Origin of the sequence: Streptococcus sp. FDAARGOS_256, from assembly GCF_002289235.2 — a bacterium.
Lineage (GTDB): Bacteria > Bacillota > Bacilli > Lactobacillales > Streptococcaceae > Streptococcus.
Genome location: NZ_NTGM02000001.1, coordinates 236,508 through 253,237, shown reverse-complemented (window position 1 = coordinate 253,237; position 16,730 = coordinate 236,508). Strand labels below are relative to the sequence as shown.

The window sequence follows — 16,730 nt, the reverse complement described above, 5'->3', positions numbered from 1 at the left end:
AATTTTAAACTAAAGGAGACATATCATGTCTAAAAAAGTATTATTTATCGTCGGTTCACTTCGCCAAGGTTCTTTCAACCACCAAATGGCCCTCGAAGCTGAAAAAGCACTTGCTGGAAAAGCCGAAGTCAGCTATCTTGATTACTCAGCTGTTCCTCTCTTCAGCCAAGATTTGGAAGTTCCAACTCATCCAGCTGTAGCTGCTGCTCGTGAAGCAGTCCTTGCTGCAGATGCTATCTGGATCTTCTCTCCAGTCTATAACTTCTCTATCCCTGGAACAGTGAAAAATTTGCTTGACTGGCTCTCTCGTGCCCTTGACTTGTCTGATACACGTGGTGCTTCTGCCCTCCAAGACAAGTTTGTTACTGTCTCATCTGTAGCCAATGCGGGTCACGAACAACTCTTTGCTATTTACAGAGACCTCTTGCCATTTATCCGTACACAAGTCGTTGGTGACTTTACTGCCGCTCGTGTCAATGACTCTGCTTGGGCAGACGGAAAATTGGTGTTAGAAGAAGCAACTGCTTCATCACTTGCAAAACAAGCGGACGACCTTCTTGCAGCCATCAACTAATCCAGCAAAAACCAGCTCGAATGAGCTGGTTTTATGCTTGTTTCACAAAGACGAGTTCTAAATCACTTGATAAATCAGGTCGGTAATCAAAACCGGCAAAACTGAGCTTGCGAGCTTGTTCAACAGTTTGAACTTGCCCCTCTATCAAGGCGGTCAAAAAGGCACCACGGGCTTTTTTTGAAATGGTTGAGTGGATTTTTAACTGGCCTTCCTTGTCCTCCATAAATTTGAAGGTCACCATCTTTTCTCTGATTTCCTTAGAAAATACTGTTTCAAACTCTGATGACAAGAGAGAAAATATCAAGTCCTCATCCTCTAACGCCTCATCGTAAGCTGACTTCCAATGAGTCTTTAGGGTTTTACCAGCTACTTTTAATTTCATCAAAAAGTCCAAACGGTGAGGAGCCATAGGAGATAGGGCTGGAACAACGCCATACAAAGCGGAGGTAATTAAAATATGATCTTCAAGATAGGTTTGTTCAGCCTCGGTTAACCCATCTCGTTTGATGTGGCGATACATAAGACCATCAAAGAGTTTCAAAGCTGGATAGTTTTTAGCCCTTCGATCTTTTAGAGCTTGAATATGAGCGTACTCTTCTTCTGCTTTCTCGGCAGAAACCTTATAAAAAGTCTCTAATTCACTAGCTGAGTAGTGCGCCAGTGAGTCAAGGACTGCCTGACTTTCTTCCCTCAAAGGGAGCGCTTCGATACAAGGATGGTCTGTGTTCATTTCTTTGGCTGTTGGGATTAAAATTTTCATATTGTTAGTGTAGCATATTTTTCAATCACGACCAAGAATTTCATCTGAAAAACCTCGGTTCATACCGAGGTTTCTTTTACTTGACTTTAAAGGTCTTGAGATAGTTATCTTTTCCAACTTGACCTTCAAAGGATTGGCCATTTTCAAGGTAAGGTAGGTCGTCTGACACTGAAGCCTTGACCTTATAAATCTTGCCATCAACTTTAAAGAAGTAGACGGTATCCCCCTTGATAACAGCTGATTTAAGGTCTGAAACCACTCCCTTGATACTTTCCACCGTTTCATTATCCAGCTCGAGGTCATTTTTATTGGCATATTTGCTGAGGAGTTCATCTACCGTAGTTGCTACGATGACGTTTTGGTACTCTACTGCATCAACCAATGCATACTCCTTGACCAAGCCTGCATTGTCCTTCAAGCCCATGATATAGAGAGGCTTGTCATTGAGATTAACAAGGATAGGGAAGGTAGCCTTGTAGGCCTTCTCTTGCACTGCTCCTTCTGCAGAAGCACGGGCAGATTCTTCGGTTGCTGATGCTAGATTGTACTTGGTGATTTCACCTGTACGCATGTTTTCAAGGATAAAACCTAAATTACTTTCGTCAGCATTTGCTGAAGTCACCCCCGTGTAGAGATAAATGTCATTTCCGATAGAAAGATAGTTATAGCCCTCTGTCGTTTGGGTAACATTTTTCTTAGAGATCAAGGCATTCCAGAAACCGTCTTTATACTTGCCGTTGTAATTGATTTGCTCGATGGTTTCTTCCGCTGGATAGACACGATCCACCCATTCTGGCACTTCATCCAAGCTGTATTCCTTGGTTTCTCCATTGGTAGCGTCTAAAATAATAACAGATGACGGACGAGGTACTCCTAGACCAAACTGCTTTTGATAAACGGTTGCTACATAGAAAGGATTGCCTTCATCATCCACCTCAAAGGAGGGCGTTTTAAAAATCTTGGTTGGGTACTTGATCCGAAGATGACGTTTGACGTCTCGGTTAAAATACTCGGAGTCTGAATACTTCATTGGCGTTTTTAAATCCACCAATTCCGCATTTCCTGTCACCATATCAACCTTGATATACTCGCCAATTCCCTTGGACTGATTATTAAACCATTTGATCGGGTCGGCATACTCCAAAGGAGTTACTCGATAAGGTTTGCCATCAACCGTCAGCTGGGTATAAGTATCTGCTGCTACGTACTGGGAGACCTTATCCGTCAGAGAGCCTAGATAACGATCTCCAATCTTCTCTGCAGTGCTCCGATCTAGGATTGGAACCTTACTGGTATCACTCTTAGGAAAATCTTTAAAATCTTTTTCTGTGATAGACACCACATTAGCATAATTTTTTGCTTGGAAAAAGCTAGAGGTTACTAGGCTTACCAGACCAGCAAGGGCAAAAATGATAGCTGCAGTCAGAAACAATCCTCTACTAAGTTTGGTAAAAAGGAATCCTTCTAGATTGAGATCTTTGGTAGCCTTGCCATGGCGTAGGTGAACAGTTTTGAGGAGATTGGTATCCTTGCGGAAACTAAACAAAATCCCCATCACCACCAAATGCCCACAGAGAAAGAAGATGAATTCCCAACTAGTCAGATTGAAGGGTGGTAAAAATATATACCAGGTCGTTGCGATAAAAACAAGTTCAAATAGTATGCGTTTCATCTGAATTCCTCCTAAATAATCCGTCCTTCCAAATGATCCAGTTCATGTTGGCAGATCTGAGCTGGAAAACCTGTTAACGTAATGGTCTGTTCCTGCCACTTACTATCTCGATAGGAAACCGTAATCGTTTCATAACGAGTTGTTGATCGCACCCCAGTCAAGGACAAACACCCTTCCTCTGTCTCGTAAGGTCCTATGTAGGAAAGGAGAACGGGATTAAACATAACCATGGGAACCAAGCCAAGATTAAAGATAATGACACGCTTCTGCACACCAATCATATTGGCCGCTAGACCGACACAGGTCTCGCGATTAGCCAGCAGGGTATCCTGCAAATCCTTAGCCAGATAAAGGTCTTCCTGACTTGCAGGTTTCGAGACCTGCGACAAGAATAAGACATCTCGGACAATTTTCTTTTCCATTCTCTTACGCTCCTTACATCTTTACTTTATTATAGCACAAAAGGGGGCAACTTCTAGTCCTTTCCCTCAAATACAAAAAAAGCCATCCGAAGATGACTTTCTTTTTAAATCGCGTTCTTATCAAGACCAAGTTTACGTTGAACAAACTTAACGATTTCGACGATAAGTATCATTGAGAAGCTTCCAGCTAGAACAATACCCCATTGAGACAAGTCTAGTTTGGTTACGTGGAAGATACCTTCAAGCGGTTCTACAACGATTGTTGCCATCAAGAGGATGAAGGATACCAAGATAGACCAGTTGAAGGTCTTAGACTTGAATGGTCCGACTGTCAAGATGGATTGGTAAACAGACTTGACGTTGTAGGCATGGAAGAGCTGAATCAAACCAAGTGTTGCAAAGGCCATAGTGAGGGCATCTGCGTGAATAGCATGATTGTCACCCACGTGAACTGGGTAAGCAATCGCAAGGCCATAAACACTCATAACAATAGCTGCTTGGAGTACACCTTGATAAATGATAGAACTCAAAACACCACCTGAGAAGAAGCTTGCCTTGCGTCCACGTGGTTTATGGTTCATGACACCAGGCTCAGCAGGCTCAACACCTAGAGCGATAGCTGGGAAGGTATCTGTTACCAAGTTGATCCACAAGAGATGAACTGGCTGCAAGACGTCCCAACCAAACAAGGTTGATAAGAAGATAGTTAATACTTCAGCAGTATTGGCAGAAAGTAAGTACTGAATAGTCTTTTGAATGTTTGAGAAGACCTTACGTCCTTCTTCAACTGCGACGATAATAGTCGCAAAGTTATCATCTGCAAGAATCATGTCAGAAGCCCCCTTAGAAACCTCTGTACCAGTGATTCCCATACCGATACCGATATCGGCTGTTTTCAGAGCTGGGGCGTCATTAACACCGTCACCTGTCATAGCAACAACCTTACCTTGTTTTTGCCAAGCCTTGACGATACGAACCTTGTGTTCTGGAGATACACGCGCGTAGACAGAGTATTGACCAACGACTTTTTCAAATTCTTCATCTGAAAGTTCGTTGAGCTCAGCACCAGTTAAAACGTGGCCTTCTGTATCATTTGCATCAATAATTCCCAAACGTTTGGCAATAGCTTCTGCAGTATCTTGATGGTCACCCGTAATCATGATTGGACGGATTCCAGCTTCCTTAGCCACACGAACAGCTTCTGCAGCTTCGGCACGTTCAGGGTCAATCATTCCAATCAATCCAGTAAAGATCAAGTTGTTTTCAAGCTCTTCAGAAGTCAAGTTTTCTGGAATACTATCGATAATCTTATACGCACCCGCAAGGACACGCAAGGCTTGGTGAGCCATTTCAGAGTTGTTTGTGTGAATTATGTCATTGACTTGATTATCAATCGGAGCGACATCTCCAGCTTTATCCCGAGCAACACAACGTTTCAAGAGTTGGTCAGGAGCTCCCTTGACTGCCACTAGGAATTTCCCATCTGGCAATGGATGAACCGTTGACATGAGTTTACGATCTGAGTCAAACGGCAATTCAGCTACACGAGGATATTTCTCTAAGAACCCTTTAACATCGTAACCCTTGTCCAAGGCATACTGGATGAAGGCTGTTTCCGTTGGATCCCCAATCAGGTTTCCTTCTGCATCAATCTTAGTATCATTAGCCAAAACAACAGAACGAAGAAGAGGCATTTCAAGACCTAGTTCAATATCATCAGCTGAATCATGTAGGACTGCATCATAGAAGACTTTTTCGACTGTCATCTTGTTCATGGTAAGCGTACCAGTCTTATCAGAAGCGATGATCTCAGTTGAACCAAGTGTTTCAACTGCTGGCAACTTACGAACGATAGAGTTTCGTTTTGCCAAAACTTGAGTACCAAGGGCAAGAACGATGGTCACGATAGCAGGAAGTCCTTCTGGGATGGCTGCAACAGCAAGCGCAACAGATGTCATCAACTCACCAAGTGGATTTTTACCTTGAATGAAGACTCCGACTACAAAAGTAACAAGGGCAATGACCAAAATTGCATAGGTCAAGACCTTAGAAAGGTTGTTCAAGTTTTGTTTGAGTGGTGTATCCGTCTCATCCGCATCTTGGAGCATGCCAGCGATATGACCCACTTCCGTGTACATACCTGTATTGACAACAACGCCAAGACCACGACCATAAGTCACATTTGAGTTTTGGAAGGCCATATTGACACGGTCACCAATACCAGCATCTGCAGAGAGCTCGACAGTCAAGTCTTTTTCGACTGGAACAGACTCACCTGTCAAAGCTGCTTCTTCGATTTTAAGAGAATTAGCTTCTAGCAATCGTAGGTCTGCTGGCACCACGTCACCTGCTTCAAGAGCAACGATATCACCTGGTACCAATTCTTTTGAATCAATCTCAGCCATATGCCCATCACGAATAACGCGAGCAGCTGGACTAGACATAGACTTGAGGGCTTCGATGGCTTCTTCTGCTTTTCCTTCTTGGTAAACACCGAAGGCAGCGTTGATGATAACCACGGCTAGGATAATGATGGCATCTGCGATATCTTCCCCACCAGAAGTTATGACGGACAAGATAGCCGCAGCAATTAGGATGATAATCATCAAATCCTTAAATTGCTCAATAAACTTGACTAGGAGAGATTTTTTCTCACCCTCTTCCAGTTCATTGCGTCCATATTCAGCTAGGCGTTTCTGCGCTTCGCTAGACGAGAGACCTTGTTCAGTTGCTTCAACTGACTTCAAGACCTCTTCAGGACTCTGAGTGTAAAACGCTTGGCGTTTTTGTTCTTTTGACATGTGTCTCCTCCTTGACATTGTGTGCAAAACAAGTTCTCTTTTAGTTTTATGACAAACAAAAAGAGACCTGTTAATCATAACAAGTCTCGCTGTTTAAGATAGTGCCGGAAAACATACTTTTCAGTATACAATTCGGAATGACGACACTATCACAGGTTTCTGCCAGCTACTCCCTTGAGTAGTACTATTATATCAAAATTTGAACAATTTTCAAGGGTTTAAATCAGATGAAACAAGACTAAATTTGAATTTTCCCTTGAAAACCAGTATAATGGTAGAATACTATATGACTAGAAAGGAAGCCCGATGAACCAATCCATGTCAAATCTCAAATTGGCAGAACGTGGAGCCATTATCAGCATTTCAACCTACCTCCTCTTGTCTGCAGCAAAATTGGCAACTGGTCACCTCCTGCATTCTTCCAGTTTGGTGGCAGATGGTTTCAACAACGTATCCGATATTATTGGAAATGTTGCTCTCTTGATTGGGATTCGGATGGCCCGCCAACCTGCAGACCGTGACCATAGCTTTGGTCACTGGAAGATTGAAGATTTGGCTAGCTTGATTACTTCCATCATCATGTTCTATGTTGGTTTTGATGTACTTCGGGACACCATTCAGAAAATCCTTAGTCGGGAACAAACACCCATTGATCCTCTGGGTGCAACTCTAGGAATCATTTCTGCAGCGATTATGTTTGTGGTCTATCTCTACAATACACGCCTCAGTAAGAAATCCAAATCCAAGGCTCTCAAAGCAGCTGCTAAGGACAATCTTTCCGATGCTGTCACCTCGCTTGGGACTTCCATTGCTATCTTAGCCAGCAGTTTCAATTACCCTATCGTGGATAAATTGGTCGCTATCATTATCACCTTCTTTATCTTAAAGACAGCCTATGATATCTTTATCGAGTCTTCCTTCAGTCTTTCTGATGGTTTTGATGACCGTCTGCTAGAGGACTACCAAAAGGCCATCATGGAGATTCCAAAGATTAGTAAGGTCAAGTCCCAAAGAGGGCGGACCTACGGTAGCAATATCTACCTTGATATCACGCTGGAAATGAATCCCGACCTATCAGTCTATGAAAGTCACGAAATTGCGGACCAGGTTGAGTCTATGCTAGAAGAACGATTTGGTGTTTTTGATACTGATATCCACATCGAACCTGCTCCTATACCTGAAGACGAAATTTTGGACAATGTCTATAAAAAACTACTCATGCGCGAGCAATTGATTGACCAAGGCAATCAATTAGAAGAACTCCTTGCTGAGGACTTTATCTATATTCGTCAAGATGGAGAGCAGATGGACAAAGAGGCTTATAAGACTGAAAAAGAACTTAGTGCTGCGATTAAGGATATTCAAATCACTTCCATTAGTCAGAAAACCAAGCTCATTTGCTATGAGCTAGATGGTATCGTCCATACCAGTATCTGGCGTCGCCATGAGACTTGGCAAAATATCTTTCATCAGGAAACTAAAAAAGAAGACAAACAATGACCCTATCCAGTGGATAGGGCCTTTTTGATTATTCTACTTTAAGCAAAGACAGACTATGACGGTTTGGAAGATTTGCTTTTCGAAGCTTGTTTTGCCTTTTTTCTTGCTTGACGATTTTGTTCGATGCGCCATTCTCTTTCATAGTACTTCATGGTCTCGTAGACCCTTTCAGGAAGTCCTACATCTAGCAGAAAGATAGGGATGATCAAATCTGCTGACGGATAAAAAGGGAGAATCCTTCTCTTCAGCAGTGTTAGAAAGGATTGGGATTTCACATTTTCCTTGTTTTTAAAATAGACTTCAATCCGATAAGAATCCCTATACTTCCCTCGAATCCGAGAGAAGGAAAATTCCTCTACATCAGCCCAAGCGTAGAAATGACTGGGTTTCTTTGGATTCGGTTTGTAGTAAAACCCCTCGACAGTACATCTCAAATATTCCTTATCGGAGCTTAACAACCTGTATGTCTGATAAACAACTACTCCAGCGCAAAAAAGTACAAGCAGCATTAACAAAAGACTTATCGTATGAAGTCCCGTCCCCTTTTCCGAATACGAATGGAGATAATAGAGAGGTAACAAGAAGAAAAGCACCGAAGCTAGGCCAAACAAGGCATTCCAAATGATTTTCTTGGGACTACGTTTAATGACTTTTTCTTCCATCATGCCAACTCACTTAGATATTCATAGCGCTCGTATTTTTCAAGGAGTTCTTCGTTTTTCTCATCCAGTTCTTTTTGGAGAGTAGCCAGCTTACCAAAGTCAGAGCCATTTGCCTGCATTTCTTCTTCAATAGCAGCAATACGATTTTCCAAGGCTTCAATATCCCCTTCAATGCTTGCCCACTCCTGCTTTTCTTGGTAGGTCATGCGTTTCTTGTCTTCACGGACCTTGACTACTTTTTCCTTTTCTGCCTTTTGCACTTGATTGGACATCTCTGTTTCAAAGACTTTTTCATCAAGGTAGTCGGTGTAATGACCAAAGAAAGGACGAATCTTACCATCCTCAAAAGCGAGAATCTTGGTCGCTACCTTATCTAGGAAATAACGGTCGTGGCTAACTGTCAAGACAGGGCCGGCAAAGCTCTGCAAGAAATTTTCCAAGACTGTCAAGGTTGCAATGTCCAAGTCATTTGTCGGCTCATCCAAAAGGAGAGCATTTGGTTTTTCCAAGAGCAGTTTGAGGAGATAAAGGCGTTTTTTCTCTCCACCAGACAATTTCTCAATCAAGGTTCCATGCGTCGAACGTGGGAAAAGGAACTGCTCCAGCAACTCAGCGATGGAAGTCGTAGAACCACCGCTGGTCTTAACCTCTTCTGCTACTTCCTGCAGGTAATTGATAACGCGCTTGCTTTCATCTAAACCTTCAATTTGTTGAGAGAAATAGGCAATGCGAACCGTCTCACCGATGATAACTTGACCTTTAGTCGGCTCAAGACTTCCTGCGATGAGATTAAGCAGAGTTGACTTCCCGACACCATTATCCCCAACAATTCCGATACGGTCTTTGGCTTGCACCAATAGATTAAAATCTTGCAAAATGGGCTTGTTTTCATAGGCGAAGGAAACATTCTGAAACTCGATGACTTTTTTCCCAATCCGACTGGTTTCAAAGTTCATGGTCAAGTCTGTATCAGCAACGCCACCTGAAACTTCTTTTTTCAAATCGTGGAAACGATTGATACGGGCCTGTTGCTTGGTCGCACGTGCCTGTGGTTGTCTGCGCATCCAGGCCAGTTCTTGCTTATAAAGTTGTTCTTTTTTGTGGAGAAGGGCAGCGTCACGCTCATCTTGTTCAGCCTTGAGGCGAACATAGTCCTGGTAATTTCCCTGATACTCGGTCAAGCCTGCTCGGTCCAACTCGAAAATCCGCGTTGATAGTGCATCTAGGAAATAACGATCGTGGGTGATAAAGAGAACGGTCTTCTTGGAATTTTTCAAAAAAAGAGTCAGCCACTCAATGGTCGCAATGTCCAGGTGGTTGGTCGGCTCGTCCAGAAGCAAGAGGTCGTGGTTTCCTAGGAGAACTTGCGCCAACTGAACCCGTCTTCTCAAACCGCCTGACAATTCACCAACTGGAGTCGACAAGTCCTGAATACCCAGCTTGCTGAGGACCGTCTTGACCTGGCTTTCAATTTCCCAGGCTTGGAGAGAATCCATCTCTGCCATGACCCGTTCCAAATGAGCCTGCTTGTCCTCACTGTAGTTGAGCATGATTAACTCATACTCACGAATCAACTGGATTTCCTTGAGGTCGCTGGACAGAACCGTGTCCAAAACTGTCTTGCTATCATCAAAATCTGGATTCTGAGTCAAGTAGCCAATCTTGTAGTCATTCTTAGCCGAAAAGGGACTGACATCCCCATCAAAGCCAGAAACACCAGAAAGAACATCTAACAGAGTGGTCTTACCAGTCCCATTGACACCAATCAGACCAATTCTATCCAAGTCATGGATGATAAAGGAAATATCCTTAAAAACGGTCTTGTCACCAACGGATTTGCTTAGTTTTTCAACGATAAAATCACTCATTTTTTCTCCCTCAGGTAAGCATGGATAGCTTGACGATCATTTTCCAACTCTCCATCGACAATGGCAAACTCAATCTCTGTTAAAATCTCTCCCAAGTCTGGTCCTGGCTGGTAACCATATTCCTTAATCAAAATTCCACCATTAATCTGGATTTCTTTCTTATCATGAATGGTCAAACTATGGTAAGTTTCTTTGATGGTTTGTGGGTTGACTTCTTTCCCTTGGGCCTGACGAAGACTTTCAGCTTGTAGAAGGGAATCCAAGTCAAAGCGGTAACAATCACGCTTGCTCAGCTCACCTTCTTCTCGCAAAGCCAAAATAGTCAGTAAATCCTGCACCTGCTTGGCAAACTGTCGTGAGGTTTTCCAAGCTTTCAAAAATGGCTGTGCATCTTTAATCTCCATAGCCCACAATAGAGCCGCCCAGGCTTGTTCGGAAGACTCAAAAGTGAAATCAGTCTTCAAATCAAACAGTTTGTTGAGCTTGTCTTGGCTTCCTGCCATATCTGGAAGATAGTCATAAGCTCGACTCTCAATCATGGAAGCCAGACCAACTCGCCAAAAAGGTGCCAGCAAGAGCTTATCAAACTCAACGAAGGTGCGCTCCACAGAAATTTTCTCCAAAAGTGGCGTCAAAGTCTTCATCGCTTCAAAAGTTTCTGACTCAAGTTTAAAACCGAGACTGGCCTGAAAACGGAAACCACGCATAATTCGCAGAGCATCTTCGTTAAAACGCTCACTAGCCACTCCAACTGCTCGTAAAACTTGGTATTTCAAATCTTCTAAACCATGGAACAAGTCAATGATTTCACCTGTCTCATCCAAAGCGAAGGCATTGACTGTGAAATCACGGCGCTTGAGGTCTTCTTCTAGCGAACGCACAAAGGAAACCGCACTGGGTCTGCGGTAGTCCACATAGACATCTTCGGTCCGAAAGGTGGTTACCTCATACTCCTCGTCCCCATCTAAAACTAAGACAGTTCCGTGCTCGATTCCAATATCGGCTGTTCGCGGAAAAATCTGCTTGGTCTCCTCTGGATAAGAAGAAGTCGCAATATCCACATCGTGGATGGGACGATTGAGGAGGGCATCTCGAACAGAGCCCCCAACAAAATAGGCCTCAAAGCCTGCTTCTTTAATTTTTTCTAATACTGGTAAAGCCTTCTGAAATTCAGAAGGCATTTGCGTTAATCTCATAATAAGTGTTCTAATCCATAGACAAGCTCATGACGCTTGACAACTTCTTTGATTCCCAAATTGACCCCTGTCATGAAGGAGCTGCGATCATAGGAGTCATGACGAAGGGTCAATCCTTCTCCCTGATTGCCAAAGATAACTTCTTGATGAGCTACTAAGCCTGGCAAACGAACTGAGTGGATCCGCATGCCATCAAAGTCAGCACCACGAGCACCCGCAATCAATTCTTCCTCATCAGGCGCACCTTGCTGGATTGATGCCCGAACTTCCGCCATCAACTCAGCTGTTTTGATAGCTGTTCCACTCGGAGCATCTTTTTTCTTGTCATGATGGAGCTCGATAATCTCCACATTTGGGAAATATTTGGCAGCCTGCGCCGCAAATTGCATGAGCAAGACAGCTCCCAAGGCAAAGTTAGGGGCAATCAAGCCACCCAAATCTTGTTTACGGGAAAATGCTTTTAGTTCTGCAATTTCTTCACTAGTGAAGCCTGTTGTTCCAACCACTGGAGCAAAGCCATTTTCAAGAGCAAAGCGTGTATTTTCGTAGGCAACAGCTGGTGTGGTGAAATCCACCCAGACATCTGCTTCAAATCCAACCAAGTCAACCTTATCATTGAAGACAGGAATTCCCTGCCACTCTGACTCAGACTCAAACGGATCCAAAACTGCGACCAAGTCCAAGTCTAGATCAGCCAAGACCATCTGACAAGCGGCCTGGCCCATCTTTCCCTTAAACCCAGCAATAATCACTCGAATACTCATCACTACTCCTGACTAAGATACAAAGGACGTTAGCTGCCCATGAAAAATAGGGAATGGCGCTGACTTTCCATGAAAGGCAAGACAGGCATCTTTTTTCAAGAGGCAGGTAGGTCGTGTTCAATTTCTAAGATACAAAGCCTGCCCAGAACAATCTAGACAACTGGCGTATAGCTCAAGGCGATACTGCCTTCTCCAAGGTGGGTCCCAATGACACTACCAAAGCTGACAATTGGAATCTCAGAATTCACACCACTCTCCATCAAAAGCTGACGTAAATCCGCTGCCTTTTGAGGAGCGTTCCCATGAATGACTGTTATACGGTAGTTCCCATCTTTTGTCAACTCCTTGATGATTTCCACCAAACGTTTGATTGCTTTCTTTTCTGTACGAACTTTTTCGTAAACTTCAATCACTCCTTGGTCATTAAAGTAAAGAATAGGCTTGATACTGAGGAGATTTCCTAAGATAGCTGCTCCATTTGACAAACGTCCTCCCTTAACCAAGTGGTCGAGGTCATCTACTATGATAAAGGCTGAATTATCAGCGATTTGGATAGCCAATTTCTCCTGAATCTGGGCAAAATCATCACCTTGTTCTGCCCACTCAAAGGCACTCTCTACCATAAATCCTAGAGGGGAACTTGTGATATGGGTATCTGGAAAGGCAATGGTCAAGCCATCATACTCTTCCAACATGTATTGGATGTTCTGATAAAAACCTGAAATTCCTGACGAAAGAAATAGTCCCAAGACATGGGTATAACCCTCATCTTTCAAAGAACTAAGAATCTCATCCAATTTGGCAATACTTGGTTGACTGGTCTTAGGCAATTCAGCAGACTGAGCCATTTTTTGATAAAATTCCTCAGCAGTCAGATTGACACCTTCGACATACTCTTCCCCATCAATATTGACAGGAATATCCAAGATAAATAGATTCTCTCTTTGCAGCGTCTTCTCCTCTAAATAGGCTGAAGAATCTGTAATGACAGCTAATTTCATGACTAAAACTCCAAATTGATCCCTGGAAGATCCAAGGCGATTTCTGTTACTTCATACGTCAAACGGTTGAGCATGTTCAAGCATGGACGTGCCAAGGTTTCGACTTCTTCTTGGTTAAATTCGCTTGGTTCGTTGACAATTCGACCTTCCACATGGTTAACTTGAGAAATTGTTCCGCTGATGACAAATTTGTCAAAGACAATCATGAAACTCAAGATAACAACAAGCGAAGTCACTTGGTTTTCTTGATCATGTTGGAGCAACTGAAAGTTCACATCTACCTTAGTTTCAGGGGTTCCATTTTCATTTTCCCATTCAAAGTTACGAGCATCAAAGTGATACTGGCTAACAAATTCTTGTTCTCGTTTAAGATTCATTTTTCTCTCCCATTGCTACAATTTACTATGCAATTGTACCACATTTTTATCATTTCATCTAGTTTTCTAGGCTTTAGTCAATTCCGATTTCATCTTTAACAACAGCAGCAATTGTATCTACGTAGTAGTTCACTTCTTCTGTTGTTGGGGCTTCTGCCATGACGCGCAAGAGGGGTTCTGTTCCACTTGGGCGGACAAGGATACGACCGTTCCCTGCCATCTCTTCTTCCATCTTTTCGATGATTGTCTTGATGGCTGGTACTTCCATAGCCTTTTCTTTCATGGCATTTTCCACTCGGATATTGACCAGTTTTTGTGGGTAAATCGTCACTTCTGATGCTAGTTGAGACAAGCTCTTACCTGTTTCTTTCATAATTTTGGTCAATTGGACAGCTGATAATTGACCATCACCAGTTGTATTGTAATCCATCAAGATAACGTGGCCTGATTGTTCACCACCAAGGTTGTAGCCTGATTTTCTCATTTCTTCGACGACATAGCGGTCACCAACTGCAGTGACAACCTTGTTGATACCTTCACGGTCCAAAGCCTTGTGGAAGCCAAGGTTAGACATAACCGTTGTCACGATGGTGTTTTGAGCTAACTGGCCTTTTTCAGAAAGGTATTTCCCGATAATATACATAATCTTATCACCATCAACGATGTCGCCATTTTCATCAACAGCAATCAAGCGATCACTGTCTCCGTCAAAGGCCAAACCGATAGCTGATTGGCTTTCTTTCACTACTTCTTGAAGAGCTTCTGGGTGTGTAGAACCCACATTCAAGTTGATATTAAGACCATCTGGTGTCTCACCGATAACTGTCAACTGAGCACCAAGATCAGCGAAAATCTGACGGGCACTTGTAGACGCTGCACCGTTCGCTGTGTCCAAGGCCACTTTCATTCCCTCAAGAGGCGTTCCAGTTGAAACAAGGTAGCCTTCATATTTGCGTAAACCTTCTGGATAGTCCACTAAAGTTCCCAAGCCTTCGGCACTTGGACGAGGAAGAGTGTCTTCGGTAGCATCTAGCAAGGCTTCAATTTCTGCTTCTTTTTCATCATCAAGTTTGAAACCATCCCCACCAAAGAACTTAATCCCATTATCAAGGGCTGGGTTGTGGCTAGCGGAAATCATGACACCCGCACTAGCTCCCTCAGTTTTAACCAAATAGGCTACTGCTGGTGTTGCAAGGACACCAAGTTTGTAGACGTGAATCCCTACAGAGAGAAGACCTGCCACCAAGGCTGATTCTAACATTTCTCCTGAGATACGTGTATCACGTCCTACAAAGACTTTAGGGGCTTCTGTTTCGTGTTGACTGAGGACATATCCACCAAAACGGCCTAGTTTAAAAGCCAATTCTGGTGTCAGTTCTACGTTTGCTTCTCCACGGACTCCATCGGTCCCAAAATATTTACCCATTTTATTTATCATCCTTTTCTATTATTTATTATTGTTTAGACGAATCTGATTTTGTTTCTGAACTCGTTGAAGACGAACTGCCTTCTGAGGAACTTGTTGACGAGTTACTTGAACTAGACGTTGCTGTTTTTGTTGTAATTTTCATAGTTGTGTCAAACGGCATAATGACGCTTGGTAAGACATTTCCATTTTTATCGACTGCTTGTAGAGGAACAGAGGACGAGTAGTTTCTAGTTATCCGTTCACTCGTCGGTAAGATGGCAATGACACGATCTACTTTGGAGAGGGTTTCCTCATCACTAATAACCGTTACTTTTTCATCTGATACAGTAACTGTATCGATTTTCACGCGAGAATCAATCTGACTAGGATCAATCTCCGGCACAACAATGACATTGTCTCGTTTTGCTTTTTTACCAACCTTCACTGTTATCTTTTGCGGTGTCGCAACAGCCGTCAAACCACTCGGTAAATTTTCAATAGTCAGAGGAACTTCGATGGTTCCTACACTAGCATCAGAAAGATCAGCCGTCACCTTAAATTTGCGGGTACTTTCCTGCATCTCACTCGCCAAAGCAACTCTGTTTGACCCTGTTAGAAAGACCGTCACCTCAGATGTAAAACCACTGATAAAATACTGATCACTGTCATACTGAATATCAATTGGGACATTAAGAACTGTGTTTGTATAAGTCTCCGTCCGCACCTGTCTGGCACTGTTGCTATTCTGATAGTTTGTCAAAGTTGCATAGATAAAGAGAATGCAGGCGAAAAAGAAGGAAGAAATGATGTATAGACTATTTTTTCTCATGTTTCAATCCTCCTAGCAAGCGCTCTTTCAGACCTTGCTTTTTCTCTGATTTTGGAAGTAAGATTCTTCTTAATTCAGATTCAAACTCTTCCAAGGTCAAATCGTGCTTAAAGACTCCATTATAGGTGATGGAGATTCCACCCGTTTCTTCCGAAACCACAAAGGTAAGAGCATCTGATACTTCCGACAAACCAATCGCCGCCCTGTGACGCGTTCCAAACTCCTTGGAAATCCCGGTATCTTCAGTCAAGGGTAGGTAGGCTGAAGTTACAGCAATCCGGTCTTCCTTGATAATGACAGCACCATCATGCAAGGGAGTATTGGGAATGAAAATATTAATAAGCAATTCAGCCGAAATTTTAGCATCTAAAGGGATCCCTGTCGAGATGTATTCCTGCAAGGTTCTCACTCTCTGAACCACTACAAGCGCCCCAATCTTACGAGGACTCATGTATTCAACTGATTTCACAAATGCACGAACCATTTGCTCTTCCGCACTGATAGGGGCATTGGAGAAGAAATCAGTAGCCCGGCCCAATCGCTCCAAACCTGTTCGAATCTCTGGTGAAAAGATAACCACCGCTGCAATCACCCCGTAGGTGATGATCTGATTGATCAACCAGGAAATAGTTGTTAAACCAATCATATTGGAAAGAATCTGGGCTAGAATAAAAACTAAGACTCCACGGACCAATATCATAATCTTGGTGCCTGCAATAGCTTTAGTAAAATGATATAAAATATAAGTCACAATGAGAATATCAATCAGATTGGTGACTATACTCCAAGGACTTGAAAACAAACTCGTCCAGTATTGTAAATTGGATAATTGTTGAAAATTCATCCTTGGCCTCCTCCCTGTCAAAACACTTTACTCATCATTATACCATTTTTTG

15 protein-coding genes are annotated in these 16,730 nt (G+C 42.9%); 2 read left to right on the top strand and 13 right to left on the bottom strand.

What is annotated here, in order from left to right; translation table 11 throughout:
- Positions 1-25: 25 nt before the first annotated feature.
- A complete protein-coding gene (locus A6J84_RS01460; protein WP_095725892.1) occupies positions 26-574 on the top strand; it encodes an NAD(P)H-dependent oxidoreductase in 549 nt (182 codons plus the stop codon).
- 31 nt (positions 575-605) lie between these two features.
- Here the strand turns inward: A6J84_RS01460 and yaaA are convergent, their stop codons facing one another.
- The 4 genes from yaaA to A6J84_RS01440 form a co-directional block, all read right to left on the bottom strand.
- A complete protein-coding gene (gene yaaA, locus A6J84_RS01455; RefSeq protein ID WP_095725891.1) occupies positions 606-1,334 on the bottom strand; it encodes a peroxide stress protein YaaA in 729 nt (242 codons plus the stop codon).
- 76 nt (positions 1,335-1,410) lie between these two features.
- Positions 1,411-3,006, bottom strand: a complete 1,596-nt coding sequence (locus tag A6J84_RS01450; RefSeq protein WP_095725890.1) for a hypothetical protein — start codon at positions 3,004-3,006, stop codon at positions 1,411-1,413.
- An 11-nt stretch (positions 3,007-3,017) separates the two neighbouring features.
- Positions 3,018-3,428 carry a peptide deformylase gene (locus A6J84_RS01445; RefSeq protein WP_000412254.1) on the bottom strand — a complete coding sequence of 137 codons (411 nt, stop codon included), beginning with the start codon at positions 3,426-3,428 and terminating at the stop codon, positions 3,018-3,020.
- A 104-nt stretch (positions 3,429-3,532) separates the two neighbouring features.
- Positions 3,533-6,229, bottom strand: coding sequence for a cation-translocating P-type ATPase (locus A6J84_RS01440; RefSeq protein ID WP_095725889.1), 2,697 nt, complete (start codon positions 6,227-6,229; stop codon positions 3,533-3,535).
- A gap of 306 nt (positions 6,230-6,535) precedes the next feature.
- On the opposite strand from A6J84_RS01440, the gene mntE reads away from it, so the two are divergent.
- A complete protein-coding gene (gene mntE, locus A6J84_RS01435) occupies positions 6,536-7,729 on the top strand; it encodes a CDF family manganese efflux transporter MntE (protein ID WP_001076586.1) in 1,194 nt (397 codons plus the stop codon).
- Positions 7,730-7,782: 53 nt separating this feature from the next.
- On the opposite strand, the gene A6J84_RS01430 is transcribed toward mntE, so the two are convergent.
- The 9 genes from A6J84_RS01430 to cdaA form a co-directional block, all read right to left on the bottom strand.
- A complete protein-coding gene (locus A6J84_RS01430) occupies positions 7,783-8,394 on the bottom strand; it encodes a hypothetical protein (RefSeq protein WP_084859442.1) in 612 nt (203 codons plus the stop codon).
- On the bottom strand, positions 8,391-10,259 hold the full coding sequence (locus A6J84_RS01425; protein WP_095725888.1) for an ABC-F family ATP-binding cassette domain-containing protein: 1,869 nt from the start codon (positions 10,257-10,259) through the stop codon (positions 8,391-8,393). Before A6J84_RS01425 ends, A6J84_RS01430 begins: the two co-directional genes overlap by 4 nt.
- Positions 10,256-11,455, bottom strand: coding sequence for a CCA tRNA nucleotidyltransferase (locus A6J84_RS01420; protein WP_008284388.1), 1,200 nt, complete (start codon positions 11,453-11,455; stop codon positions 10,256-10,258). The genes A6J84_RS01425 and A6J84_RS01420 overlap by 4 nt, the downstream gene beginning before the upstream one ends.
- On the bottom strand, positions 11,452-12,219 hold the full coding sequence (gene dapB / locus A6J84_RS01415) for a 4-hydroxy-tetrahydrodipicolinate reductase (RefSeq protein WP_000027862.1): 768 nt from the start codon (positions 12,217-12,219) through the stop codon (positions 11,452-11,454). Before dapB ends, A6J84_RS01420 begins: the two co-directional genes overlap by 4 nt.
- A gap of 152 nt (positions 12,220-12,371) precedes the next feature.
- A complete protein-coding gene (locus tag A6J84_RS01410) occupies positions 12,372-13,220 on the bottom strand; it encodes a DegV family protein (protein WP_095725887.1) in 849 nt (282 codons plus the stop codon).
- Positions 13,221-13,222: 2 nt separating this feature from the next.
- A complete protein-coding gene (locus tag A6J84_RS01405) occupies positions 13,223-13,597 on the bottom strand; it encodes a DUF1149 family protein (protein ID WP_061852541.1) in 375 nt (124 codons plus the stop codon).
- A gap of 73 nt (positions 13,598-13,670) precedes the next feature.
- A complete protein-coding gene (glmM, locus tag A6J84_RS01400; protein WP_095725886.1) occupies positions 13,671-15,023 on the bottom strand; it encodes a phosphoglucosamine mutase in 1,353 nt (450 codons plus the stop codon).
- Positions 15,024-15,051: 28 nt separating this feature from the next.
- Positions 15,052-15,834, bottom strand: coding sequence for a YbbR-like domain-containing protein (locus A6J84_RS01395; RefSeq protein ID WP_001230923.1), 783 nt, complete (start codon positions 15,832-15,834; stop codon positions 15,052-15,054).
- Complete coding sequence (gene cdaA, locus A6J84_RS01390; RefSeq protein WP_001011078.1) at positions 15,821-16,678, bottom strand: diadenylate cyclase CdaA; 858 nt, start codon at positions 16,676-16,678, stop codon at positions 15,821-15,823. The genes A6J84_RS01395 and cdaA overlap by 14 nt, the downstream gene beginning before the upstream one ends.
- Positions 16,679-16,730 lie beyond the last annotated feature (52 nt).

Coding starts and splice junctions, on each gene's coding strand:
- A6J84_RS01460 (WP_095725892.1), top strand. CDS start 26: ATGTCTAAAAAAGTATTATTTATCGTCGGTTCACTTCGCCAAGGTTCT.
- yaaA (WP_095725891.1), bottom strand. CDS start 1,334: ATGAAAATTTTAATCCCAACAGCCAAAGAAATGAACACAGACCATCCT.
- A6J84_RS01450 (WP_095725890.1), bottom strand. CDS start 3,006: ATGAAACGCATACTATTTGAACTTGTTTTTATCGCAACGACCTGGTAT.
- A6J84_RS01445 (WP_000412254.1), bottom strand. CDS start 3,428: ATGGAAAAGAAAATTGTCCGAGATGTCTTATTCTTGTCGCAGGTCTCG.
- A6J84_RS01440 (WP_095725889.1), bottom strand. CDS start 6,229: ATGTCAAAAGAACAAAAACGCCAAGCGTTTTACACTCAGAGTCCTGAA.
- mntE (WP_001076586.1), top strand. CDS start 6,536: ATGAACCAATCCATGTCAAATCTCAAATTGGCAGAACGTGGAGCCATT.
- A6J84_RS01430 (WP_084859442.1), bottom strand. CDS start 8,394: ATGATGGAAGAAAAAGTCATTAAACGTAGTCCCAAGAAAATCATTTGG.
- A6J84_RS01425 (WP_095725888.1), bottom strand. CDS start 10,259: ATGAGTGATTTTATCGTTGAAAAACTAAGCAAATCCGTTGGTGACAAG.
- A6J84_RS01420 (WP_008284388.1), bottom strand. CDS start 11,455: ATGAGATTAACGCAAATGCCTTCTGAATTTCAGAAGGCTTTACCAGTA.
- dapB (WP_000027862.1), bottom strand. CDS start 12,219: ATGAGTATTCGAGTGATTATTGCTGGGTTTAAGGGAAAGATGGGCCAG.
- A6J84_RS01410 (WP_095725887.1), bottom strand. CDS start 13,220: ATGAAATTAGCTGTCATTACAGATTCTTCAGCCTATTTAGAGGAGAAG.
- A6J84_RS01405 (WP_061852541.1), bottom strand. CDS start 13,597: ATGAATCTTAAACGAGAACAAGAATTTGTTAGCCAGTATCACTTTGAT.
- glmM (WP_095725886.1), bottom strand. CDS start 15,023: ATGGGTAAATATTTTGGGACCGATGGAGTCCGTGGAGAAGCAAACGTA.
- A6J84_RS01395 (WP_001230923.1), bottom strand. CDS start 15,834: ATGAGAAAAAATAGTCTATACATCATTTCTTCCTTCTTTTTCGCCTGC.
- cdaA (WP_001011078.1), bottom strand. CDS start 16,678: ATGAATTTTCAACAATTATCCAATTTACAATACTGGACGAGTTTGTTT.